Raw genomic sequence first — 23,531 nt, 5'->3', positions numbered from 1 at the left:
TTATCTTGAATTGTGCACTGCCAGGACTGCTTTTGCACGTTAATGAGTTGCTTGTCTGCAACAATCGACACGGGTGAACTCCAGAGGATTTTTTGTTAGATGAACCGCTGTCAGCGCCCCGCCCCATAGACAGCCGGTATCGATACCCATAACCCCATCGTTCGACCATTGACCCAACGTGGACCAATGGCCGAAAACGATGCGTTGATCGCACGAACGGCGGCCGGGTACCTGAAACCATGGCATTAATTCAGCGGGCTGCGAACCAATGGCTCCTTTATGCGCATAATCCATGCGTCCATCGGCGGTACAGAATCGTAAACGTGTAAACGCATTCACGATCAGACGCAGTCGTTCCCAGCCGCTTAATTCGGGTGACCAACGATCCGGTAGATTGCCGTACATTATGCGAAAAAAATCAGTAGCTTTGGCCCCCCCTATAACGGTTTCCGCTTCCTGGGCACATTCTTGCGCAAGCGCTAAATCCCAATCGGGAAGCAGTCCGGCATGAACCAGTGTTACACCAATCTTCGGGTCATGGTGTAACAGCGGCCGGGTCTTCAACCAAGAAAGGAGTTCCGTCCGATCGGGTGCGGACAAAACACCATCCAGGGTGTCGCGCTTTCGGTGGGACTCAACCCCGGCAGCGACAGCAAGCAGATGTAGATCGTGATTGCCGAGCACCGTAATGGCACTATCGCCCAGGCCGGCAACAAAGCGCAGTACGTCGGCCGACTGCGGCCCGCGGTTGACTAGATCTCCCGTGAACCAGACTTGATCGCGTTGTGGATCGAACGAAATCTTTTCGAGCAATCGTTGCAGAGGGTCGTAACACCCTTGCACATCACCAATGGCATAGAGCGCCATTAACCGAACTGTACTGCCATTTCTTCGGTGGCCTGCACTAGCGCCGCGCGAATGCCCGGCTCAGATGCAGAATGACCGGCATCCGGAATTAGTTGTAAACGCGCCTGGGGCCATACCCGTTTCAGCTCAAAGGCATTGCTGTATGGGCAAACGACGTCATAGCGCCCATGGACGATGACGCCCGGAATATTTCGCAGCCGATGCGCCTCTCGCAGGATGTAATCCGGCGGTAGAAAAATATGGTTCACGAAATAGTGCGCTTCGATGCGTGCGAGAGACAGCGCTGTGTGCGTGCTGCTGAAAAAATCGACCACCTTTTGATTCGGCGTTAGTGTCGCGGTCCGCCCTTCCCAAACCGACCAGGCACGAGCGCTGGCCAGTCGCGCGGCTTCGTCGTTGCTGATCAGGCGTTGGTAGTGCGCTTGTAAGAAATCATGGCGCTCGTTTTGTGGAATCGGCGCAATAAAATCTTCCCAATAATCCGGGAAAAGTCGATTGGCGCCTTCTTGATAAAACCAGCGAATTTCCCACGGTTGACACAGAAAAATGCCGCGAAGAATGAGAGCGAGTACTCGCTCTGGATAGGTTTCGGCATAAACCAAACTCAGCGTGGAACCCCACGAGCCGCCGAAGACAACCCAGCGCTCGATGCCAAGATGCTGGCGAATGTGCTCTATATCATTAACCAAGTCGCTGGTGGTGTTGCGTTCTAAACAAGCATGCGGCGTCGAGCGCCCAGCACCGCGCTGATCGAATAGCACAATGCGATAACGCGATGGATTGAAGTACTGTCGATGCGAGGCTTCACAACCGGCGCCGGGGCCACCGTGGACAAACAAAATCGGTAGACCCTTTGGGTTACCGCACTCTTCGATATAAAGCTCGTGCGGCGGATCAACAGCTAAACGATGTGTTTTATAAGGTTCAATTTCCGGAAAGAGACTCACGATAACCCCAAGCGTTCCCAAATTGTGCAGGTCGGACCGGCGCGGTTCATGGTGTAGAAGTGTAGTCCCGGTGCACCGGCCATGAGCAGCTTATCGCACAACTCGGTAGTGACATCGAGTCCGAACGCACGGATCGAATCGAGATCGTCACCGTAGCTTTCCAACCGCTTGCGAATCCAGCGCGGTATCTCGGCACCGCAAGCATCAGAAAAACGCGCGAGCTGTTTGTAATTCATGATCGGCATAATGCCGGGCACGATCGGCAAATCGATACCAATCGTCTCGCAGTCATCGATGAAGCGGAAGTAAGCATCGATGTTGTAAAAGTATTGCGTCAGCGCGGAGTTGGCGCCGCAATCGACTTTGCGTTTGAAATTTTTTAAGTCGTCTTCCGAACGGGTGGCACGTGGATGAACTTCTGGGTAAGCGGCAACCTCGATGTGAAAGTGATCGCCGGTCTCTTGTCGAATCAACTCCACCAGTTGATAGGCATAACGAAACTCTCCCGGCCATATTTGTCCCGCCGGCATATCGCCGCCAAGAGCGACGATGTGACGCAACCCGAGCGCCTTATAGGCGTGCAGTTGTTCCGCCAGGCTCGCGCGCGACGCACTAACGCAGGTGAAATGCGGCGCGACCGCCAGCCCGTGATTTTTGATGTCACGCACCGTATCGAGAGTCCACTCGCGCGTGGAGCCGCCGGCACCGTAGGTAACAGAAAAATATTTGGGCTTGAGTTGCGCGAGTTGCGCGGTGGCTTCGCGCAGCTTGGCGCGGGTGGCATCGTCGCGGGCGGGGAAGAATTCAAAGCTGAAAGTACGGGGACGCTTTTTCTGGGAATCCATGATGATCGAGTCGAAGATTTACACCAACCCTCCTCTTCCTCGTTCCCTCTCCCCAAAGGGAGAGGGAGGCGATCCTATCGCCCGAAAGAGAAAGTCCGTTCGGCGCGCCGATTAATACCGGTAATGGTCGGTCTTGTACGGACCGTCCTTCGCCACACCGATGTAATTGGCCTGCTCTTCGGTCAATTGCGTCAACTGGGCGTTCAGCGTCTTCAGCTGTAGCCGTGCAACTTTCTCGTCGAGCGCCTTTGGCAGGATGTACACGCCGAGCGGATACTTGGCGGTGTTGCTGTAGAGCTCGATCTGCGCCAGCGTTTGGTTGGCAAACGACGAGCTCATGACGTAGCTCGGGTGTCCAGTGCCGCAACCCAAATTCACCAAGCGGCCCTCGGCCAACAAGATGATGCGCTTGTTATCCGGGAAGATGATGTGATCGACCTGCGGCTTGATGTTTTCCCATTTGTACTGCTTCAGCGCCGCAATTTCGATCTCGTTGTCGAAGTGACCGATGTTGCACACGATCGCATTGTTCTTCATGCGCTTCATGTGTTCATGAGTGATGACATTGAAGTTGCCGGTGGCGCTCACGAAAATGTCGGCCTTGTCGGCCGCATATTCCATCGTCACGACGCGATAGCCTTCCATTGCCGCCTGCAGTGCGCAGATAGGATCGATTTCGGTGACCCACACCTGTGCTTGCAAACCGCGCAGCGCTTGCGCCGAGCCCTTGCCGACTTCGCCGAAGCCGGCAACGACAGCGACCTTACCAGCGACCATCACGTCGGTGGCGCGTTTGATACCGTCGACCAGTGATTCACGACAACCGTAGATGTTGTCGAACTTCGACTTCGTCACCGAGTCGTTGACGTTGATTGCCGGGAATAACAAACGACCTTCTTTGTGCATCTGGTACAACCGATGCACGCCGGTCGTCGTCTCTTCGGTGACACCCTTCACTTCTTTCGCCATCGTCGAATACCAATTCGGTTTCGACGCCAGCGTCCGCTTAATCGAGGCGAACAAGCACTTCTCTTCTTCGCTGCCCGGCTTGGCCAATACCGATTGATCTTTCTCGGCCTTGATGCCCAGATGCAGCAACAACGTGGCATCGCCGCCGTCGTCGAGGATCATGTTCGGGCCTTGGCTGTCGCCGAACTCGAAGATGCGGTGGGTGTAATCCCAATACTCGTCGAGCGTTTCGCCCTTGTAAGCAAACACCGGCGTGCCGCTGGCAGCGATGGCCGCGGCGGCATGATCTTGGGTGGAGAAAATATTGCACGAGGCCCAGCGCACTTCCGCACCGAGCGCTTTCAGCGTTTCAATCAGCACCGCGGTCTGGATCGTCATGTGCAACGAACCGGTGACGCGCGCGCCCTTGAGCGGTTGCTTCTTGGCGTATTCCTCGCGGATCGCCATCAACGCCGGCATCTCGCTTTCGGCGATACGGATTTCTTTGCGGCCCCAATCGGCCAACGACAGGTCAGCAACTTTGTAGTCTTCGAACTTCTGATTAACGATAGCGTTCACTGCTAGCTCCTCATATAAATGAATGAGCGAGCGCCGTTGCGATTGAACCGACTGCCCACCGAGCCTGACAGGAGAGGATCCTGCTGCAACGCTCCTCGGTGGGCCGCGGCCGCCGCACTGTGCGGCGGTGTCCTGCTGATTGTTATGCGCTAATGGCGGCCCGTGCCTTTAAACCGGCAGCGTCGCGCAGCGCGGCAGCTTTGTCGGTGCGCTCCCACGTGAATGCCGCTTCGGTCCGGCCGAAGTGGCCGTAAGCAGCGGTTGCCTGATAGATCGGTCGTAGCAGATCGAGCATTTGTACGATGCCCTTCGGCCGTAAGTCGAAGTGCGCGCGCACCAGCTCGACGATGCGGCTGTCGGGGATGGCGCCGGTGCCGAAAGTGTCGACATGGATCGATACCGGCTTGGCAATACCGATGGCATAAGCGATTTGGATTTCGCAACGCTCGGCCAGGCCGGCAGCGACGATATTTTTCGCGACATAGCGACCGGCATAAGCGGCCGAACGGTCGACCTTCGACGGATCCTTACCGGAGAACGCGCCGCCGCCATGACGGGCATAGCCGCCGTAGGTGTCGACGATAATCTTACGGCCAGTAACGCCGGCGTCGCCGACGGGGCCACCGATAACGAAGTTGCCGGTCGGGTTAATGAAGTACTTGGTGTCCTTGTTGAGCCATTCTTTCGGCAACACCGGTTTCACCACTTCTTCGATGATCGCTTCTTTGAGCGTTTCGTACTTAATATCTGGCGCGTGTTGCGTCGACAGTACGACGGCATCGATGCCAGCTGGCTTACCATCGACGTACTTCACCGTCACTTGCGACTTCGCATCGGGACGCAGCCACTTGAGCTTGCCGTTGTGGCGCAGCTCCGACTGGCGCTTGACCAGGCGGTGTGACAGCGTGATCGGCATCGGCATCAGCACGTCGGTTTCATTCGTGGCATAACCGAACATCAAGCCTTGGTCGCCGGCGCCTTGCTCGAGATCGAGGCCCGTGCCTTCGTCCACGCCTTGAGCGATGTCGGACGATTGCTTGCCAATGACGGCGAGCACGGTTGCCGTTTCCGGGTCGAAACCCATCTCGCTGGTGTAACCGATGCGCTTAATGACATCGCGCACGACGCGATCGAAATCAACGACGACATTCGTCGTGATTTCACCGCCGAGGACGACGAGGTTGTTCTTAACGAGTGTTTCGCAGGCAACGCGTGCGTGTGGTTCTTTAGCGATGATAGTGTCGAGCACCGCATCGGAAATTTGATCGCACACCTTATCCGGGTGCCCTTCGGAAACAGATTCCGAAGTAAAGAGGTAGGTATCAGCCATTAATGGGACTCCGCCAAATAGTTGTTCGCCGAGAAGGCGGGCAGTCTAGCAAGAAGTATTTTGCAACGCAGCCGTCTCCTGACTACGACGGGCTTCGGGCATACTTACGGCATGACTATATGTTTTGGCCGGTTTAGCCCTGTTTTTTCCACGGATTAGACACCGATGCACCGCCAGGGGCGACGCTAGTTAACGTGAATTCTGTTATCCGCAAAACCGCCGCTGGCCGTGCGATCGCGTTTCATCGCCTCCGTTTACGTCGCGCCCACTTCGCGCCGCGTCACTGGGGCATGTGGCTGGTCGTGTTATTTCTCGGGGGGATCGCGTTATTGCCGCTGATAGTCTCGCGCGCACTTGGCGCGCTGTTCGGTTGGCTGATGTACCTGGCGAACGCCAAGCGCCGGCGTATCGCCCGCGTCAATTTGCGTTTGTGCTTTCCCGAAAAATCCGAGCGTCAGCGCCGACGCCTGTTGCGCCGGCACTACCGCGTTTACGGCCAGAGCTTTACCGATCTCGGTCATTTAGCCTGGAATTCGCGTAAGCGACTGAAACGCATGGTGCGCTTTCGTGGGATTCAGCATTACCGGGATCAGCTTCGCCAAGGACGCCACGTTATTCTGTTAGTTCCGCACTGCGTCGGTATGAATTTAGGCGGCGCAGTGTTGTCGGCCGAGCATGCGACGTTCTCGATGTACAAGCCGCAACGCAATGCCGTCGTCAATTGGTTCATCAATCGCGGCCGCATGCGGTTTGGCGCTGAGTTGTTGGGGCGTCAGCAGGGCTTACGGCCAGTCGTGCACGGTTTGCAGCAGGGGCGCGTTTTTTACTATCTGCCGGATGAAGATTTCGGTCCCAAGCACTCGGTGTTCGCACCGTTTTTCGGGGTATCGACCGCCACCTTACCGACATTAGGCCGGCTGACGGGCATGACCGATGCCGTCGTGATTCCTTGCTTCGCACGGTTGTTGCCGTGGGGGCGTGGCTATGAGGTGGTGCTTTATCCGCCGCTCGCCGACTTCCCGACCGGTAACGCGCTCGAAGATGCGACGCACATGAACCAGGCGCTCGAAGTAGGCATTCGGGCGATGCCCGAGCAGTACTTGTGGACATTCAAACTTTTCAAAACCCGCCCAAAAGGGGCGCCCTCGCCCTATGGCTAACACTGAAGTGGGTGATAACTTCGTCCATCCTCGCTATTGGCTAAGCTGGATCGGCATCGGCTGCTTGTTTCTGTTGAGTCGTTTGCCGCTGCCGTTGCTCGCCGGGCTTGGTTCCACTATCGGTTGGCTCGCCTATGGCTTGGGTATCCGCCGCCGAGTCGCGCGGCGCAACATCTCGCGTTGTTTTCCAGAGTTATCCGCTAAGCAGCACGAGGCGCTCGTCCGCGCGCACTACCGAGGTTTCGGTCAGGCGCTTTTTGACGCGGGCATTGCTTGGTGGGGTTCGCCGGCGCGACTGCGTCGGCTGGTCGGCGTCCGCGGTCGCGAACATTACGACACCGCGCTTGCCGCCGGCCGCAACGTGATTTTACTGGCACCCCATTTTCTTGGGCTCGAGCTCGGCGGCATGCGTGTTAGCCAGGAGCGGCCGATCGTGACCGTGTTCCGTCATCCGAAAAGCAGACTCATCAGCGCGCTCATGTATCGCGCCCGTCAACGTCACGGCGCGGTGCTGATCGAGCACAACAAGCCGTTGACCACGCTCATTCGCCAAGTGAAAGCCGGAAAGCCACTTTATTATTTGCCTGATCAAGACGCCGGCCGGCGCAACTCCGTGTTCGCGCCATTTTTTGGTATTCCCACCGCCACCTTCGCCGTGCTCGGCCGGCTGGCGGCATTAGCCGATGCAGTGGTGATTCCGTGTTGGACTCGGCAACTGCCGTGGGGCAAGGGTTACGAAGTTGTCTTCGAAGCGCCGCTCACCGATTTTCCGAGCGGCGATCCGCAACAAGATACGATGCGCATGAATGCCGCGGTCGAACACACGGTGCGACAAGCGCCGTCGCAGTATTTTTGGTTGCACAAACGCTTTAAAACGCGACCAGAGGGCGAGCCGAAATTTTATTGAGCGATCTATCGATCACTCTTTGATCGATTTCGGATTGATGCCGAGATTCTTCAGCTTGCGATACAGATGCGTACGCTCCATCTCCGACAGCCGCGCAACCTCGGCGACGTTACCATGTGTGCGCGTCAAATGATGTTCGAGATAGGCCTTCTCAAATTGATCGCGCGCCGTGCGTAGCGGCAAATTGAACAACGCATACGGCAGCGCATCGTTGTCCGCGCGCGGCGGTCCGCCCAACGCTTGCTCGACTTCGGTTTCGACGACTTCGTCGCCACGGTTCAAGATCAGCAAACGCTGCACGACGTTCATCAGCTCGCGAATGTTGCCGGGCCACGGATAATTGCGCAGCGCGTTCAATGCGCCGGTGGTGAAACGGCGGTAGGCCAAACGTTGGCTATCGACTAACCAATCGAGGTAGACGTTCACCAAGTCAGGCACGTCCTCGCGATGATCGCGCAACGGTGGAATGCGTAACGGCACGACATTGAGTCGATAGTACAAATCTTCGCGGAAACGACCGTCGGCAACCGCATCAGGCAGTGACGGATCGCTGATGGCAATGATGCGTGCTTGCATCGGCAACGGCTCGCGACCGCCGACGCGCATGAAGCGCTTCTCTTGCAACGCATGCAACAGCTGCAATTGTGTCGCCGACGTCAGCTCGCCGATGTCGTTCAGCACCAGCGTGCCGTCAGCCGCCTGCTCGAAGCTGCCAGCGCTGATGTTGTCGTTCTGTTCGGCGCCGAACAATTTGATGGCGACGTTGGCAGCGGCGACGGCGCCGAGGCTGACTTCAATCAGCGGTTGGTTTTGGCGCGCGCTGTGTAGATGCAGATAGCGCGCTGCCATGATGCGGCCGCTGCCCGGCTCGCCGAGAATCAACGCCCAAGTATCGGCGGCGGCGACCGCCTGCAGATCCTTGCGCAACTGCTGCATCACCACGCTCTTACCGACTAAAAAAGTATCCGGCTCGGCGGCGCGTTTGAGTTGCAAGTTCTCACGCCGCAAGCGCTCGGCAGCGAGTACGTGTTCGACCGTCACTAACAACTTGCCCATCGACACCGGTTTTTCGATGAAGTCGTAGGCACCGAGACGTGTCGCTTCGACCGCGGTCTCGACCGTGCCGTGACCCGACATCATCACTACCGGTACTTCCGGTCGGCCGCCGGCGCACCATTCTTTCAACAAGGTGATGCCGTCGGTACCCGGCATCCAAATGTCGAGCAACACCATATCGGGTCGTTGCTTACGATAAAGCTCGCGCGCGAGGTCGGCGTTCGCGGCTGTCGCCACGCGGTAATGTTCGTCTTCTAAAATCTCGCGCACGAGCCGACAAATTTCCGGTTCGTCGTCGACGATGAGGATATAGCCTGAATTCATCTGTTGTGTTCTCCGCGTACACGCGGCAGCGCCGCCACCAAGGTTGCGCTATCTCGCTCGCGTGCTGTACCCCCTACGGGTAACCGGATCGTGATGCCGGCGCCGCCGGCTTGCAAGTTCTCCGCGAAGATACTGCCGCTGTGTTCCTCGATGATACGCTTGACGACGGCCAAGCCGAGCCCTGTGCCCTTGCTCTTACTGGTGATATAAGGCTCAAACAGCCGTTCCATTAGCTCTGGCGGAAAGCCCGGGCCGTTGTCGCGCATACTCAGCTCCACGAATTGTTGTGTGCCCTCGCTGAGCACGCGAGTACCGATTCGCAGTAGCGGTTTGGTTTGTTGAGTGAGTGCGTCGCGCGCGTTGAGTAACAAATTGTGCAGCACTTGGCGCAGCCGGCCGGGGTCGGCGACGATCGGCGGCAGATCGGTCAGCTCCAAACGCAGCGTTACTTGGCTCGCTTCTGCATGACCCTCGGCGGCGCGCAGCTGCACCGTGTCGTTGCTGCTCGGACCGCGCTCGGCGCGATAGAGCTCGACGACATCGCGAATCAAGTCGTTCAAATGAATCGGCTTCGTTTGAATCTGACTTGGGCGTGCGTACTCGGCGAAGGCGTTGACCTGGGTCTTCAACGATTCGACTTGCTCGACGATCGTGTGCGTTGCGCGATCGAGCGTCGCCCGTTCTTCTTCCGGCAACATGCGCAAATATTTATGGCGAATGCGCTCGGCCGACAGTTGAATCGGCGTCAACGGATTTTTAATTTCGTGCGCCATGCGCCGCGCGACCTCACCCCAGGCGGCGGCGCGTTGTGCTTGGATCAACGCGGTGACATCGTCGAACACGATGACGTAGCCGCCCAATCGTCCTTTCAATCCCGGCAACAAGGTGCCGCGCAAAATCAGCGCGCGCCGCGTGCTCGGCGTTATCAACGCCACTTCCACTTGCCACTCACGGCGACCGGCGCTGACGGCGTTGTCGACTGCCTCGGTGAACGGCTTCAAGTGCTCGTAAGTTTCGCCCAACCAAGACAGCGGCCGGCCGTTACCGGCGCTGATATCGGCTTCCAGTACCTGCACCGCCGACGCGTTGTGCGCACGCAGGATGTGCCGGTGATCGACCGATAACACACCGGACGATAAGTGCGTCAGGATCGTTTGTAGATAGGTGCGTTGCAGCTCGGCTTCGCGTTGGCTGCGCTTTAGCTGCGACTGCGCGCGCGATCTGGCGTGTCATCTCGTTGAACGACTCGACCAAAATTCCGATCTCGTCGTGGCTCGGCACCGGAATACGTTTTTTGTAATCGCCGAGCGCGACCGCGCGCGTGCCTTCGGCGAGTTCGCGGATCGGTTCGACCACGCGCCGCGCCGAGAAGATCGCCGCCCACACCGCAATCAACATAGTGAGCAACGCGACCAGCGACAGCGTCAACGTAAAACTAAACTTGAGTGGCCCACGCAAATACACCAGCTTTTCGTACTCGGCGTACGCCGTTTGCACGCTTTCGCCGAGCTTGCCGTAGCGCGATGGCACTGCTTGCAACACTTGTAGTACCCGGATCGGCGCGTTGATATCGGGTGAGTACACCGGCACGACCACACGTAGCCGCAGACCGGTGCTGCCGCTGGCATCGACGTTGGCATACGTCTGACCTTGGCGAATGCGGGCAACGATCGTTTCGTCCGGCCGATCCGGCAACAGATCGCCGATCTCCGGACCTTCCTGGCTGCTGGCGGCGATGATGCGTCCGTCTTGTGCGAACAGCGTTGCCTCGATCACGCCATGCGCTTCGCGCAGCGAGTTGAGCGTCGAGAGTGTCGTCGCCTCGCTGGTGTTCTCGAGCTCCGCCGCCATTTCGTTGGCGGTCTTGATCAGCTCTTGCTTGATCGTGTCGAGCGACGCGCGTCCAAGCGCGAGCGCATCGTCGAGCGCGCGTTCGATCTTCACGTCGAACCAGTTGTCGATGCCGCGGTGCAGGGTTTGGATCGAGAAGAAGAACACCATCGATACTGGCGCGACGGCGAGCGCGACGAACATCAGCAGCAGCCGTATCGTCAGTCGCGAGCCCATCACGCGCGCCCGATGCTGCACGATCAAGTAATAGAGATTGATGATGATGAGTGCCGACAACAGCACGATGCCGAGCACGTTGACGGCGAGCAGTATCGGATACATGCGGCCGAAGATCGCCGAGTCCTGGGCGGCGGCGTTCATCATCAACAGCGACGCCAACAGCAGCACCGACAGCGTCGTCAGCGGCACAATGCCGGTGAGATATTTTTTTAGCGCTGCAACGGCCACGTCGTCCAGCCGCTATTGAGGTCCCACGCCCGCGAGGTGTATGCCACCGGCCGTAACAACGGTGGTAGTGCCTCGAGATCGAGCGCTGTGCGCACGCCGACGCGGTAGTCGTGTTGGGGCACGAGCGTGGCATTCAACGGCAGCACTTCGTCGATCGTACCGATGTGACGTAACGCTTCCGCCAACGAGCTGTAGGCATCGCGGTTGTGCGGTCGGTTCACTTCGCTACCGACGAGATATTGGCCGGACAACGCGTGGTAATGCAGCTGTCGTCGCAGTCGCCAGTTTTCCAGTGTTTGGTTCCACAGCCAGGCGCGATAACGATAGAGCCGCACATCGAACACGAACTCCATCGTGATGCCGTTGGCAATCGCCTCTTTTACCTCGGGGGTTAATTCGAGATCGACGTTGCCGGTGAGCTGTAACGACTGGCTGACCATGCGTGCCTGCATCGTATCGACATGGAAGTCGTCGTCACTGGCGAGGGCGGTGCCGCAGAGCAGAATAGCGGCACAACCGAGGCGCAGAAACGAGCGGCGCATGGGCATTAAGCGCTCACGTTTTGCGTAGGCCGGCATAGTAGAACCCATCCATTTCATCCTCGCCCGGCAATAGTTGTCGTTCCGCGCTATCGCTCTCGCCGGAAACCAATGCCTCGCTGACAGCGTCGGGGTGGCGCTGCATGAAGTCCTGAATTAATCGTTCGTTCTCGGCGCGCAACAACGAGCAGGTTACATACAACAGCTTACCGCCAGGTTTGAGGCAGGGCCACACGCCGTCGAGGATGCGTGCCTGGGTATCCGTCAGTTGCGCCAGTTCGTCCGCTTGCCGGCGTACCTTTATATCTGGATGGCGCCGCACGACACCGGTGGCGGAACACGGAGCGTCGACCAAAATGCGATCGTACGGTGTGCCGTCCCACCATGCCGATGGCTCGACGGCGTCGCCGACCAATGTGCGCGCGTTGAGCTGCAATCGCGCTAGGCCGGCGCGCAACCGTTCGACGCGATCGGCGTCGACGTCGAGTGCCGTGAGTTCCGCGATTGCCGGTGTACGTTCGAGAATGTGCGCGCTTTTGCCGCCGGGTGCGGCGCAGGCATCAAGCACGCGTTCGCCGGGTTGCGCGTCGAGCCAAATGGCGGCGAGTTGCGCCGCGGCATCCTGCACCGACACGAGCCCGGCACTGAAGCCGGGTAATTTTTCGACTGGCACTGGCGTTTCCACGACCAACGCCGATTCCACCCAGGGATGCGCGTGCGCCGCCAATCCTTGTGCCGTCAGTTGCGCCAGGTAATCGGCACGCGTCGTACGCTGCGTATTCACACGCAACGTCAACGGTGGGCGTTCGTTGTTGGCGTCGAGAATACGTTGCCAAGTCTGCGGATGGTCTTGCCGCACGGCGGCGATCAACCATGCCGGATGGCTGTAGCGCAGGTTGTCGTTGGTGGCGATCGTTTCCTCGATGCGGGCTGACTCGCGCAGCGCAGCGCGTAAGCAAGCATTGATTAATCCCTTGGCCCAACCCTTATTGAGTACTTCGGTGGCGCCGACAGTAACGTCGACGGCGGCGTGGTTAGCCACACGCATGTGGCGCAGTTGATAGAGCCCGATCAGAAGTAGGGCGTGAATATCGGCATCTTTGGATTTAAGTGGTCGTGTGAGAAAAAGCTTGGCGATGCCGGAAAGCCGGTGATACCAACGCAGTGTGCCGTAAGCCAACTCTTGGATTAGCGCGGCGTCTTCGCTGCGGCATTGCGCGCGTTGTTCTTCGAGCGCGCGATCGAGGTAACGTCCGGCAACGACTTGAGCGACCACTTGGGCCGCCGCCGCGCGCGCTTGAGCAGCGTTAGTGGTTGAAGTCACGAGCCGAGACGGTCGCCGACGTTGAGCCGCACGCCGTTCAAAAAATCGCGCGCCGGCAGTGTCCGTCCGCCGGCGGCCTGCAATTGTGTCAGTGCCAACACACCGTCGCCGGTTTGTACCAGCACGCCGTTGGCGTCGGCGGCGACAATCGTTCCGGCGGCGGCATTCCCGGCGCGCGCGGTAATCGTGCCGACGTCCCACAAACGCAATACGTTGCCATGCAATGTCGTGCTCGCGACCGGCCGCGGATTGAGCGCGCGAATTTTGCGATGCAGTACCGGCGCCGGCTGCGACCAATCGATTATTGCTTCGCTTTTTTGCAGCTTAGCGGCGTAACACGCTCGTTGATCCTCTTGGATTTCCGGCGTCAGCCGATCGAGCCGCGGCAACGCCGCCGTCATCATTTCCGCGCCCAGTGCGGCCAATCGTTGCTCAAGCCGCTCGGCCGTATCGGTATCGTCGATCGGTACCCGTTGTTGCAGCAGCATCGGTCCGGTATCGAGACCGGCCGCCATTTGCATGAGAGTGATACCGGTTTCGCGATCGCCGGCCTCGATCGCCCGCGCCACCGGCGCCGCACCGCGCCAGCGCGGGAGCAACGAGGCGTGCACATTGAGACAGCCATTGCGCGGAATCGACAACACCGCTGGCGGCAGCAACAACCCATAAGCGACCACAATCATTACCTCCGGTGCGAGCGCCGCCAGCGTGGTCTGTTCTTCGTCCGCGCGCAGGTTGAGGGGCTGGCGTACCGGCAATTGATGGTCCAGGGCGTATTGCTTAATGGGGCTCGGCGTCAGCTTGCGACCGCGGCCGGCCGGCCGATCCGGCTGGGTATAGACGGCAACGACCGTGTGGCCGGCGGTGTGCAGGGCGCTGAGCGTCGGCAGGGCAAACGCCGGAGTGCCGGCGAAAACAAGGCGCATTTACATTGCTAACCGCTGGTGCTTTTCGAGCTTTTTGCGGATCCGCTGCTGCTTCAGCTTCGACAAATGATCGACGAACACTTTGCCATCTAAATGGTCGATTTCGTGCTGAATACAGGTAGCGAGCAAACCACTGGCCTCGGTCTCGAACGGCCGTCCGTCGCGATCGAGTGCCCGCACGCGCACATGCCCGGCACGTGCTACCGACTCGAAAATCCCGGGTACTGACAGGCAGCCCTCCTCCATGACCTGTTCGCCTTCGCTGAAATAGATCTCTGGGTTAACGAATATCTGGAGTTGATCGCGCGTCTCCGATAGATCGATCACGACCACCCGCTGAGTCACGCTGACTTGCGTCGCGGCCAAGCCGATACCCGGCGCGTGATACATGGTCTCCGCCATGTCGTCGATCAGCGTACGGATTTCGGCGGTGACTTCGCCGACCGGCTCGGCCGTCCGCCGCAGCAGCGGGTCGGGAAAATGCAAAATTTGGCGCAACATGATGAAAAAACTCTGCTCTACCCATCAATAGAAACGGGATGAATAATCGGCTTCGATGCCACTGAATCGCAACAACTTTGACGGCAGCGCCGGTTTGGCGTTCCGAGAAACCATGAACTACACTCAGGCCAAGATTATACCAACTAGGGAGCAACCGCCCCGTGCGCGCTCAGCGGCCCCGTCATTTTTTTAATGTACTTATCATAATATTGTTCGCTCTCCTTCCGGCACTGTCGTCCGCGGATGATGTGCAGATTAAGCCGGATCATCCCGAGCGCTACATCGTCGTCAAAGGCGATACCTTGTGGGACATCGCCTCGCGCTTTCTCAAGACGCCGTGGCTTTGGCCGCGCATCTGGAAGATCAACGAATCGATCAAGAACCCCCATTTGATTTACCCCGGCGACGTCATTCTGTTGCGCTATGTCGATGGCAAGCCGGAATTGACGGTGCTGCGCAACGAAAAGCTGCCGGCCAACGATGCCGTTCCTGAGGAAACAGCGCCGGGCACCGTCGGCGAAGAAACGCCTACACCCGCCGCTGGCGTCCCGCCGCATCCGACGTTGGCGACCGTCAAAATCGATCCAAAAATTTACAACGAGTCGCTCGATAGCGCTATTCCGACGATTTCACCGGAGATCATCGTTCCGTTCTTGAGCAAACCGCTAGTGGTGGGCCCGAAGGAGCTGGAGCAGGCGGGTTATGTGACTACTGGCCTTGACGATCGCATTGCGCTCGGTAATGGCAGTGAATTCTACGCGCGGGGTCTGGGTAATACGGAGGCGGAATATTTCCACATTTTCCGCAAGGGCCCGGCCCTTAAAAACCCCGATAGCGGCGAAGTGCTGGCCTACGAGGCGACTTACCTTGGCGATGCTCAACGGCTGGAAAACGGCGATCCAACCAAGCTGGTCGTGACCTCGGCGACGCAAGAGATTTTGCCGACCGATCGGTTGATGGCGGCGCCGCAACGGGCATCATTGCCGTATTACTTCCCACATGCCCCAAGCGGCCAAGTAAAAGGTCGAGTCATCTCGGCGCTAAACGCGGTCGCCGAAATTGGTTCGCATTCCATCGTTGCGCTGAGTGTCGGCCAACGTGAAGGCGTCGAAGACGGCCATGTCTTGCGCGTGTTGCGCCACGTCGGCACGCATAAGGACCCGGTTACGCGTAAGACGTACAAGCTGCCCGACGAGGAATCAGCGCTGGTGCTGGTGTTCCGTACTTTCGAGAAGGTCAGTTACGGTTTGATACTGGACGCGACCCGACCCGTGCATATTGGCGATACCGTTTCTACGCCCTAACCGCCGTTTCATTCCCGCTCGAGTTGCGGGATCATCGGATGCTAATGAATCCGATAGACCCGCAACTCCAATCTTGTTGGCTCGCCTTCGCGCGACTCCCGGGCCTTGGTCCGCACGGGCGCCGGGTGTTGCTTGATCATTTTACTTCGGCCGATACGATTTTCGCCGCGTCGCGCACGCAGCTTAAAGAGGTATTCGCTACCACTGACTTCGATGAAGGCGCACGTTGCGACCCCGCGCGTGCCATTGCTGCTATTTTGAACGGCCCGGATCCTGCCGCCGTCAGCGCCGATCTCGCTTGGCTCGCCGAAGATCAACACCACCTCGTCTGTTGGACCGATGCCGACTATCCGTCGTTGTTACGCGAAATCGCCGATCCGCCGATGGTGCTTTATGCGCACGGCGATCGGTCATGGCTCGCGCAACCGCAGCTCGCGGTCGTCGGTAGTCGCAATCCAACGCCGCTTGGGTGCCAAAACGCCGTCGCCTTCGCCGGCGCACTCGCGCATGCCGGCCTCGTCGTTACCAGCGGCCTCGCACTCGGTATCGATGCAGCCGCCCATCGCGGTGCGCTTGATGCCAATGGCGCGACCATCGCCGTGGCCGGCACCGGCCTCGACAGAATTTATCCGGCGCGCAATCGAGCGCTGGCGCACGACATCGTTAAACGCGGCGCGATTATTTCCGAATTCGCCATCGGCACGACCGCGCGCGCCGAGAATTTCCCAAGGCGCAATCGTATTATCAGTGGCTTGAGTCTCGGCGTGCTGGTGATCGAAGCCGCCGTGCATAGTGGATCCTTGATCACAGCACGATTGGCTGGCGAGCAAGGGCGCGAAGTATTCGCCTTGCCCGGTTCGATTCATTCACCCCTGGCGCGCGGTTGCCATCAGTTGATTCGTCAAGGCGCGAAGTTGGTCGAGACCGCACAGCATGTGCTCGAAGAACTGCGGCCGCTGGCACAGTTCGCGGCGACCGGTGCGGCCGTGGCCAAGACCAACGCATCCGAGCCGTTGGCGCTTGCGCCGGTTGAGTCGAAATTGCTCGATTGCATCGGTTTCGACCCCATGCATATGGATGCTGTGATCGACCGCAGTGGATTGACGGCCGATACCGTTTCCTCCATCCTGTTGCAACTTGAGCTGCGCGGATTGGTGTTGGTAGGGCCTGCCGGATACCAGCGCGCACCCAACGCCTTATAGGCTGCAAGCGGGAGATGATGAAAGAAACTGTTTTCGATGTACTGTTGTACCTCTTCGAGAATTACATGCACGAAGGCCCGGAATTTAATCCCGATCAAAAACAATTAGCGCTCGAGCTGGTCGAGGCGGGGTTCCAGCGCGGTGAAATCCGCAAGGCAATTCGTTGGCTCGAAGGGTTATCAGCACAGCGCAAAGACACCGCTACTGAAGCATTGGCCGGTAGTCCTACCGCTATTCGTCACTACGTCAGCGCCGAGTGTCGTAAGCTCGGCGTGGAATGTCGCGGCTTTTTGCAGCTGATGGAGTATAACGGCGCGCTTAGCCCACACCTGCGTGAGCTTGTGATCGAACGCGCCATGGCGCTCGATTTAGAAGAGATCACCCTCGAGCAATTGAAGTGGATCGTGTTGATGGTCGTCGGCAATCAACCCGGCCAGGAGCAGGCTCATTCGTTACTCGAAGATTTGGTTTTCGAAGCCATGTCGGACCAGTTGCACTGAGATCGTTGAAAAAGTCTGTCCGGCGTCTTTTTAACTCACGAGCCGCGGTACATATCGCGTCTCGCCCCGAAATTCAAATACTTTAGTGTTTAAAATTTCGTGCGACACCTCTTTTTGCCGCCTTAGTTCCATCACCTCGACTTGACAAGCCCTGGCGTCTATCGTCAACAATGCCGGCGGTTTCGCTCGTGGCGCCAGCCGTAGGGCTTTTTTATTTGTCGGTAACCCACGAGCATCGATCCATCGATTGCTACTGAAAGAGCGGACGGTAGATGTCAAAAAATCTGATCGTTGTTGAATCGCCGGCAAAGGCGAAGACCATGGCCAAATATTTGGGCAAGGAATTCGCTGCGCTTGCTTCGTACGGACACGTGCGCGATCTCATCCCGAAGCAAGGGGCGGTCGATACCGAAAACTCGTTCGCCATGAAGTACGACCTGCTCGAGAAAAATAAAAAGCACGTCGATTCTATCGCCAAGGCGATGAAGGACGCGAAAGCGCTCTATCTCGCGACCGACCCTGATCGCGAAGGCGAAGCGATCTCGTGGCATCTCTATGAAATTCTGAAAGAGCGCGGCCTCATCGACGGCAAGCCGGTGCATCGCGTCGAGTTCTACGAAATCACCAAGACCGCGATTCAGGCGGCGATCAAAAATCCGCGCGCGCTTTCCATAAATCTGATCAACGCCCAGCAAGCGCGGCGTGCACTCGATTACCTCGTCGGTTTCAATCTGTCGCCGTTACTGTGGAAAAAAGTGCGGCGCGGTCTTTCCGCTGGACGTGTGCAGAGCCCGGCGCTGCGGTTGATCGTCGAACGCGAAGAAGAGATCGAGCGCTTCGTGCCGCGTGAGTACTGGTCGATCGAATCTGATTTATTTGCCCACAGCAAAGGCTTTACCGGCCGGTTAACGCACTTCGCCGGCGAGAAACTCGATCAATTCTCGGTTGGTAACGGCACGCGCGCCGATGAAGTCGAAGCCACATTGCTCGCTGCCGCCCAAGGAAAGTTGCGCGTCGCCTCGGTTGAGAAAAAGCAGCGCCGCCGTAATCCATCGCCACCGTTCACGACCTCGACCTTGCAACAGGAATCGGCGCGTAAACTCGGTTATTCCGCCAGCCGCACCATGCGCTTAGCGCAACAGCTGTATGAAGGTTTCGAAATCGGCGGCGAAGTCGTCGGTCTGATCAGCTACATGCGTACCGACTCGGTCAACCTCGCCGCCGAAGCGGTCGCCGAGATCCGCGAAGTGATTACGGCGCGCTATGGCGCCGACAATTTGCCGGACGAGCCGCAGGTTTACAAAAGCAAATCGAAGAACGCGCAAGAAGCGCACGAAGCGATTCGACCGACAGCATCGGCGCGTGCGCCGGAAACGGTGAAAGAATTTTTGAAGCCGGAACAGTTGCGGCTGTACGAGCTCATCTGGAAACGTACGGTTGCGTGCCAAATGATTCCGGCGCTGCTCGACACCGTTTCGGTCGATCTCGAAGCGAACCCCGGCAACGTGTTCCGCGCCAACGGTTCGCACGTGGTGAAGCCCGGGTTCATGGCGGTCTATCAAGAAGGCAGCGACGACGCGTTGCCGGAAGACGAAGACGAAAAAATATTGCCGCCGCTCGAACAGGACCAAATGGTCGAGCTGAAACAAATCCGCAAAGAGCAGCACTTCACCGAGCCGCCGCCGCGCTTCAGCGAAGCGAGTTTGGTCAAGGCGCTCGAAGCCTACGGTATCGGCCGGCCATCGACGTACGCGTCGATCATCGACACATTGCAACGACGCGAGTACGTCAACCTCGACAAACGCCGGTTCACGCCGACCGACGTCGGTCGCGTGGTCAATAAATTTTTGTCCGAGCATTTCATGAAGTACGTCGACTACGATTTCACGGCGCGCATGGAGGACGACCTCGACGCGATTTCACGCGGCGAGAAGGAATGGCGGCCGGTGCTCAAAGAATTTTGGGGCGACTTCAAAGTGCAAGTGGCGGAGAAAGAAAACGTGGAGCGACCCGGCGTCGAGATGCTGACCGAGAATTGTCCAAAGTGCAGCAAGCAATTGGCCAAGCGTCTCGGTCGTAACGGTTACTTTATCGGCTGCACCGGTTATCCCGAGTGCGATTACACACGCAACGTCGACGACGCGGCCGGCGCGAGCAACGAGCCCGAGATCGTCGAGGGTCGCAACTGCCCGAAGTGCACATCGAATTTGATCATCAAGCGCGGTCGCTACGGCAAGTTCATCGGTTGCAGCAATTATCCGAATTGCAAGCACATGGAGCCGCTCGAGAAGCCGACCGACATGGGCGTCGTTTGCCCCGAGTGCAAACAGGGCAGCATGCTTAAGCGCAAATCGCGCTACGGAAAAATTTTCTATTCGTGCGAGCGTTATCCGGATTGCAAATACGCCGTCTGGAATCCGCCGATCAACGAGCCGTGCCCGAAATGCGCGCATCCGATCTTGACCATCAAGGTCACGAAACGCCGCGGTACCGAGAAGGCGTGTCCGAAGAAGGAGTGCGGTTTCGTTGAGGCTTACGACGGACCGATGCCCGATGGTGCCCCCCCGACCTAAATAGTCGCGTAGCGCACCTGATCTCTCTCTCCCCTCGCGAGAGAGGGCAAGGGGAGAGGGGGCGCAAACGATCGACGGCTGTATCGACACGCGCTGCGTAACGCAGCACGATAGCGAGCGAAGCCTTGTTAAAGAATTTAGCCCGTCATGCCTACAGCAATTTCGTCGATCCTCCGTTTCCGGCGCGTCATCGCACTGACGCTGTTGTCGCTATCGCTGGCTTCTTGCTTCCACGTTCCACCGCCACCCGGTCCGGGTCCGGTGGTCGCTTGGTCCGAGCTCCCCGGTTGGTCGCAAGCCACGCTCGCACCGGCATGGCCGGCGCTGTTGCAGTCGTGCCTTAAGCTCCCGCAACGCGATCCGTCGTGGCAGCGCCTTTGCCAAGACGCCGCGCTATTGCCCGCACCCAGCGAAAGCGCCGCGCGCGTTTTTTTCGAGACGCACTTTGCGGCGCATGTGCAATACGGCGCCGCCGGCGAAACCGAGGGCCTGATCACCGGTTACTACGAACCATTGTTGAATGGCAGCCGCACGCGCAGCGAGCGGTTCCGTTATCCGTTGTACCGCGCACCCGATGATTTGCTGACGCTCGACCTCGGCGAGCTTTATCCGGAATTACGCAATCAGCGTCTGCGCGGCCGCTTAGTGGGTCGGCGGGTTGTGCCGTACTTTAGCCGGGCAGAAATCGACAACGGCTCCGCGCCGCTCGCGGGTAACGAGCTTTTGTGGGTCGACGATCCAGTGGCGCTGTTTTTCTTGCAGATCCAAGGTTCGGGCCGTGTGCTTCTGCCGACCGGTGAAACGCTCCACGTCGGCTACGCCGATCAGAACGGTCATCCCTACAAAGCCATCGGCCGCACGCTCATCGAGCGCGCTGGCCTTACGCCCGAGCAAGTGAACGCACCGAGTATTCGCGCTTGGTTAGCCGCTAATCCAGCACAGGCACAGGCGGTATTGCAGAGCAACCCAAGCTACGTCTTCTTTACCGTGCGCGAGACCGACCAGCTAGGGCCGATCGGTGCCCTCGGCGTGCCATTGCTGGCCGAACGGGCGATCGCTGTCGATCCGGCCTACGTCCCGCTGGGAGCGCCGGTATGGCTCGATACCACGCTGGCAGATACCGCGATCCCCTATCGGCAGCTCGTGTTTGCTCAGGACACCGGTGGGGCCATTCGCGGACCGGTGCGGGCCGATCTGTTCTTCGGCCATGGGGCCACCGCCGAAGACGGGGCCGGGCGCATGCGCCAGCCGGGTCGCTTATCCGTTTTATTGCCGGCCACTTCGCCGGGTTCGTAATCCATCCCTACCCGGTTCGTTGACTATGCTGAAGGAAACGAACTTGGAGGACAACATGCGTAAGTTTATAAAGATATTGCCGTGGATTGCAGTGATGGCGGTTCTGTCGGGTTGCGGCACCACCGTGATGATGACGCTTCCGTCTCAGGAAATTCGTCCGGCGCCCGCCACCAAGGCGAATGTCGTCTTCATGCGGACGTCTTTTGTCGCCGGCGCTATTAATGCCGATCTGTTCGAAGTCGTCGATGGCCGGCTCAAGTTCATCGGGGTATTACCGATGGGCAAGAAAATCGTCTATGAAACGACGCCCGGACCCAAAGTATTTATGGCCTACGGGACGGCCGCTGACTTTATGTTGGCTAATCTCTCGGGCGGAAAAACGTACTATTCGATCGTGCGGCCCAACTGGGGAAGCGGCGGGATGATACCCACGCCCATCAGAGCGGATGGCACCAGTGAATTCAATATGCAGTCAGCCGATTTCGCCAAGTGGGTTGCGGACACCACGCTCATCGGACCGAATGCGGAAGCGCAAGATTGGTTCAATAAGGAAAAGGATCGTTACCAGAAAATTTACGAGCCGTATTGGGCAACTTTCCAGAAGAAAACCGCGGCGCAGAAAATGGAGCGTACGCTTCGACCTCAGGATGGTGTATCGAAGTAACAGCACCCATCGAGTCTCACTAAACTGATTGGAAGAAATGGGGCCGTCAATCACCGGCCCCTATTCTTTTTGATGCGGTTCATTGCCGTGCTCTTTGGATTAAGAGCATCGTTTCACGAAGGTCCACGCACGGCATTTCATCCGTTGTTCAACGCCAATAGCTCATTGCCGACCAGCTGCTGCCGCCAGCCGTGCGTCAACGGTCCGCTGCGCTCGCGAATCAGCGCGAAGATCGCGCGCCGCGTGGCGATGATGCCGGGTTGGATGTTGTGGGCTTGGGCAATTTCACCGACCCGCGCCAACAGTTTGCGCGCCAGCGTCTGCTCCGCCGGCGTCGGTGGACGCGAGTCGATCCATAAACGTTCCGGCTTGGTTGAGCGCGTGGTCGCTAGCGCCGTCAGGATGTCAGTACCGAAGCTATCGACGCGTCCCGGCGTCATTTCCGGTGCGCGCGCGAGTACGGCGCTGGATTCCGGGGCAAGCCGCGCGATCTCCATCAGCGCGTTGTCCGGCACGATCCAACCGCGTGGCCGATCGAGCGTTTGCGCCGTGCGCTCGCGCCAGGCGGCCAATGCCTGCAAGCGCGGTTGCGCCTCGATATCCAGCGCGCCGCCGCCTTTTAAGCGTTGGTAAGCAAGCTCCGGATCGTTGCGATAGAGCATGACATCGGTCAAAGCGGCACACTCCTCCGCCAACCACGATAGTCGATCCAGCCGCTGCAGTTCCGCGTCGAGCGCGCGATACACGTCGCGCAGATAACGCACGTCGTCTTCGGCGTAATGCAGTTGCTCGGATGAAAGCGGCCGCGCTTCCCAATCGGTGCGCGTGTGCAGCTTCGGCAGCTTTACGCCGGTGATGGTTTCCACCAATGGCGCGTAACCGACTTGTTCCGGATGGCCGAGCAAGGCGGCGGCGATTTGCGTATCGAACAGCGGTTGCGGCACCGCTTTGCGCTGATCGTAGAGTACTTCGAGATCTTGCCGCGCGGCGTGCAGTACCTTGAGCATCGACGGATCGTAGAGCACATCGAGCAACGGCGAGAGATCGACCTTGAGCGGATCGATGCAGGCGATGATGTCGTCGGTGGCGAGTTGTAATAAACCTAGGCGCGCATAATATGTGCGTTCACGCGTGAATTCGGTATCGACCGCGATCCACGCGCTGCCGCGGATGCGCGCGCAAAAGTCGGACAGTGCTTGGGGTTCTTCGATGAGTAAGGTCACGGCGCGCAGTCTAACAAGGATGTTGCAAAAGTCCTTCCTTGGACTTTTGCAGTCATGTCGCCGCAAGTTCGCCCTTTCAATCCATGCAACCTATCGATCACACCAGACTCCTTGTTGGCAACAGGGACGTCATCTGTCGCTGCTAGATGTTTCGCTGCAATCGCCGCTGTTACAATGCGACCGCTTTTGCGGCTTTATAAAATTCGATTGCTGACAAT

The 23,531-nt window shown here is 58.5% G+C and carries 21 protein-coding genes and 1 riboswitch; of the genes, 8 read left to right on the top strand and 13 right to left on the bottom strand.

The features are described 5' to 3' along the window. Positions 1-39: 39 nt before the first annotated feature. The 5 genes from HY308_04520 to HY308_04500 form a co-directional block, all read right to left on the bottom strand. On the bottom strand, positions 40-867 hold the full coding sequence (locus HY308_04520; protein MBI3897545.1) for a symmetrical bis(5'-nucleosyl)-tetraphosphatase: 828 nt from the start codon (positions 865-867) through the stop codon (positions 40-42). Further along, positions 867-1,817 carry a prolyl aminopeptidase gene (gene pip, locus HY308_04515; protein ID MBI3897544.1) on the bottom strand — a complete coding sequence of 317 codons (951 nt, stop codon included), beginning with the start codon at positions 1,815-1,817 and terminating at the stop codon, positions 867-869. Before pip ends, HY308_04520 begins: the two co-directional genes overlap by 1 nt. Further along, on the bottom strand, positions 1,811-2,659 hold the full coding sequence (gene metF / locus HY308_04510) for a methylenetetrahydrofolate reductase [NAD(P)H] (protein MBI3897543.1): 849 nt from the start codon (positions 2,657-2,659) through the stop codon (positions 1,811-1,813). The genes pip and metF overlap by 7 nt, the downstream gene beginning before the upstream one ends. A gap of 111 nt (positions 2,660-2,770) precedes the next feature. Further along, complete coding sequence (locus HY308_04505; protein MBI3897542.1) at positions 2,771-4,186, bottom strand: adenosylhomocysteinase; 1,416 nt, start codon at positions 4,184-4,186, stop codon at positions 2,771-2,773. Between the two features lie 21 nt (positions 4,187-4,207). Beyond that, a riboswitch (S-adenosyl-L-homocysteine riboswitch) is annotated at positions 4,208-4,289 on the bottom strand. Positions 4,290-4,328: 39 nt separating this feature from the next. Beyond that, on the bottom strand, positions 4,329-5,516 hold the full coding sequence (locus HY308_04500) for a methionine adenosyltransferase (protein ID MBI3897541.1): 1,188 nt from the start codon (positions 5,514-5,516) through the stop codon (positions 4,329-4,331). A 194-nt stretch (positions 5,517-5,710) separates the two neighbouring features. Between HY308_04500 and HY308_04495 the strand changes: the two genes are divergently transcribed. Together HY308_04495 and HY308_04490 are read left to right on the top strand one after the other, a co-directional pair. Next, entirely contained in the window at positions 5,711-6,676 is a 966-nt protein-coding gene (locus HY308_04495; protein MBI3897540.1) for a lipid A biosynthesis acyltransferase, read from the top strand. Next, positions 6,669-7,583 (top strand): lysophospholipid acyltransferase family protein, encoded by a 915-nt coding sequence (locus HY308_04490; GenBank protein MBI3897539.1) that lies wholly within the window; start codon positions 6,669-6,671, stop codon positions 7,581-7,583. Before HY308_04495 ends, HY308_04490 begins: the two co-directional genes overlap by 8 nt. 12 nt (positions 7,584-7,595) lie before the next feature. On the opposite strand, the gene HY308_04485 is transcribed toward HY308_04490, so the two are convergent. Genes HY308_04485 through HY308_04455 form a run of 7 tightly spaced genes read right to left on the bottom strand, consistent with a single transcriptional unit; the run spans position 7,596 to position 14,554 of the window. Further along, positions 7,596-8,963, bottom strand: coding sequence for a sigma-54-dependent Fis family transcriptional regulator (locus HY308_04485; GenBank protein MBI3897538.1), 1,368 nt, complete (start codon positions 8,961-8,963; stop codon positions 7,596-7,598). Beyond that, positions 8,960-10,039: a hypothetical protein gene (locus HY308_04480; protein MBI3897537.1), complete on the bottom strand. Its 1,080-nt coding sequence runs from the start codon at positions 10,037-10,039 to the stop codon at positions 8,960-8,962. Before HY308_04480 ends, HY308_04485 begins: the two co-directional genes overlap by 4 nt. Continuing rightward, complete coding sequence (locus HY308_04475; GenBank protein MBI3897536.1) at positions 10,005-11,261, bottom strand: HAMP domain-containing protein; 1,257 nt, start codon at positions 11,259-11,261, stop codon at positions 10,005-10,007. The genes HY308_04480 and HY308_04475 overlap by 35 nt, the downstream gene beginning before the upstream one ends. Further along, on the bottom strand, positions 11,243-11,809 hold the full coding sequence (locus HY308_04470) for a DUF4390 domain-containing protein (protein ID MBI3897535.1): 567 nt from the start codon (positions 11,807-11,809) through the stop codon (positions 11,243-11,245). The genes HY308_04475 and HY308_04470 overlap by 19 nt, the downstream gene beginning before the upstream one ends. Positions 11,810-11,816: 7 nt before the next feature. Further along, positions 11,817-13,124 (bottom strand): 16S rRNA (cytosine(967)-C(5))-methyltransferase RsmB, encoded by a 1,308-nt coding sequence (gene rsmB, locus HY308_04465; GenBank protein MBI3897534.1) that lies wholly within the window; start codon positions 13,122-13,124, stop codon positions 11,817-11,819. Next, positions 13,121-14,050 (bottom strand): methionyl-tRNA formyltransferase, encoded by a 930-nt coding sequence (locus tag HY308_04460; protein ID MBI3897533.1) that lies wholly within the window; start codon positions 14,048-14,050, stop codon positions 13,121-13,123. The genes rsmB and HY308_04460 overlap by 4 nt, the downstream gene beginning before the upstream one ends. Then, the gene (locus tag HY308_04455) at positions 14,051-14,554 is read right to left on the bottom strand and encodes a peptide deformylase (protein MBI3897532.1); all 504 of its coding nucleotides are present in this window, start codon (positions 14,552-14,554) and stop codon (positions 14,051-14,053) included. Between the two features lie 245 nt (positions 14,555-14,799). On the opposite strand from HY308_04455, the gene HY308_04450 reads away from it, so the two are divergent. The 6 genes from HY308_04450 (at position 14,800) to HY308_04425 (ending at position 22,090) form a co-directional block, all read left to right on the top strand. Then, positions 14,800-15,855, top strand: coding sequence for a LysM peptidoglycan-binding domain-containing protein (locus HY308_04450; protein MBI3897531.1), 1,056 nt, complete (start codon positions 14,800-14,802; stop codon positions 15,853-15,855). A 44-nt stretch (positions 15,856-15,899) separates the two neighbouring features. Further along, entirely contained in the window at positions 15,900-17,057 is a 1,158-nt protein-coding gene (gene dprA / locus HY308_04445) for a DNA-protecting protein DprA (protein ID MBI3897530.1), read from the top strand. A 17-nt stretch (positions 17,058-17,074) separates the two neighbouring features. Next, the gene (locus HY308_04440; protein ID MBI3897529.1) at positions 17,075-17,557 is read left to right on the top strand and encodes a DUF494 domain-containing protein; all 483 of its coding nucleotides are present in this window, start codon (positions 17,075-17,077) and stop codon (positions 17,555-17,557) included. Positions 17,558-17,829: 272 nt separating this feature from the next. Next, positions 17,830-20,130 carry a type I DNA topoisomerase gene (gene topA, locus HY308_04435; GenBank protein ID MBI3897528.1) on the top strand — a complete coding sequence of 767 codons (2,301 nt, stop codon included), beginning with the start codon at positions 17,830-17,832 and terminating at the stop codon, positions 20,128-20,130. Between the two features lie 147 nt (positions 20,131-20,277). Further along, complete coding sequence (locus HY308_04430; protein MBI3897527.1) at positions 20,278-21,426, top strand: murein transglycosylase A; 1,149 nt, start codon at positions 20,278-20,280, stop codon at positions 21,424-21,426. Between the two features lie 55 nt (positions 21,427-21,481). Continuing rightward, complete coding sequence (locus tag HY308_04425) at positions 21,482-22,090, top strand: hypothetical protein (GenBank protein ID MBI3897526.1); 609 nt, start codon at positions 21,482-21,484, stop codon at positions 22,088-22,090. Positions 22,091-22,227: 137 nt separating this feature from the next. On the opposite strand, the gene rnd is transcribed toward HY308_04425, so the two are convergent. After that, positions 22,228-23,313: a ribonuclease D gene (gene rnd, locus HY308_04420; GenBank protein ID MBI3897525.1), complete on the bottom strand. Its 1,086-nt coding sequence runs from the start codon at positions 23,311-23,313 to the stop codon at positions 22,228-22,230. Positions 23,314-23,531 lie beyond the last annotated feature (218 nt).

The organism is Gammaproteobacteria bacterium, assembly GCA_016199745.1.
Classification (GTDB): Bacteria; Pseudomonadota; Gammaproteobacteria; order Acidiferrobacterales; family Sulfurifustaceae; genus JACQFZ01.
The sequence above is the reverse complement of the archived record's forward strand: the minus strand, read 5'-3'. Positions and strand labels throughout refer to the sequence as shown.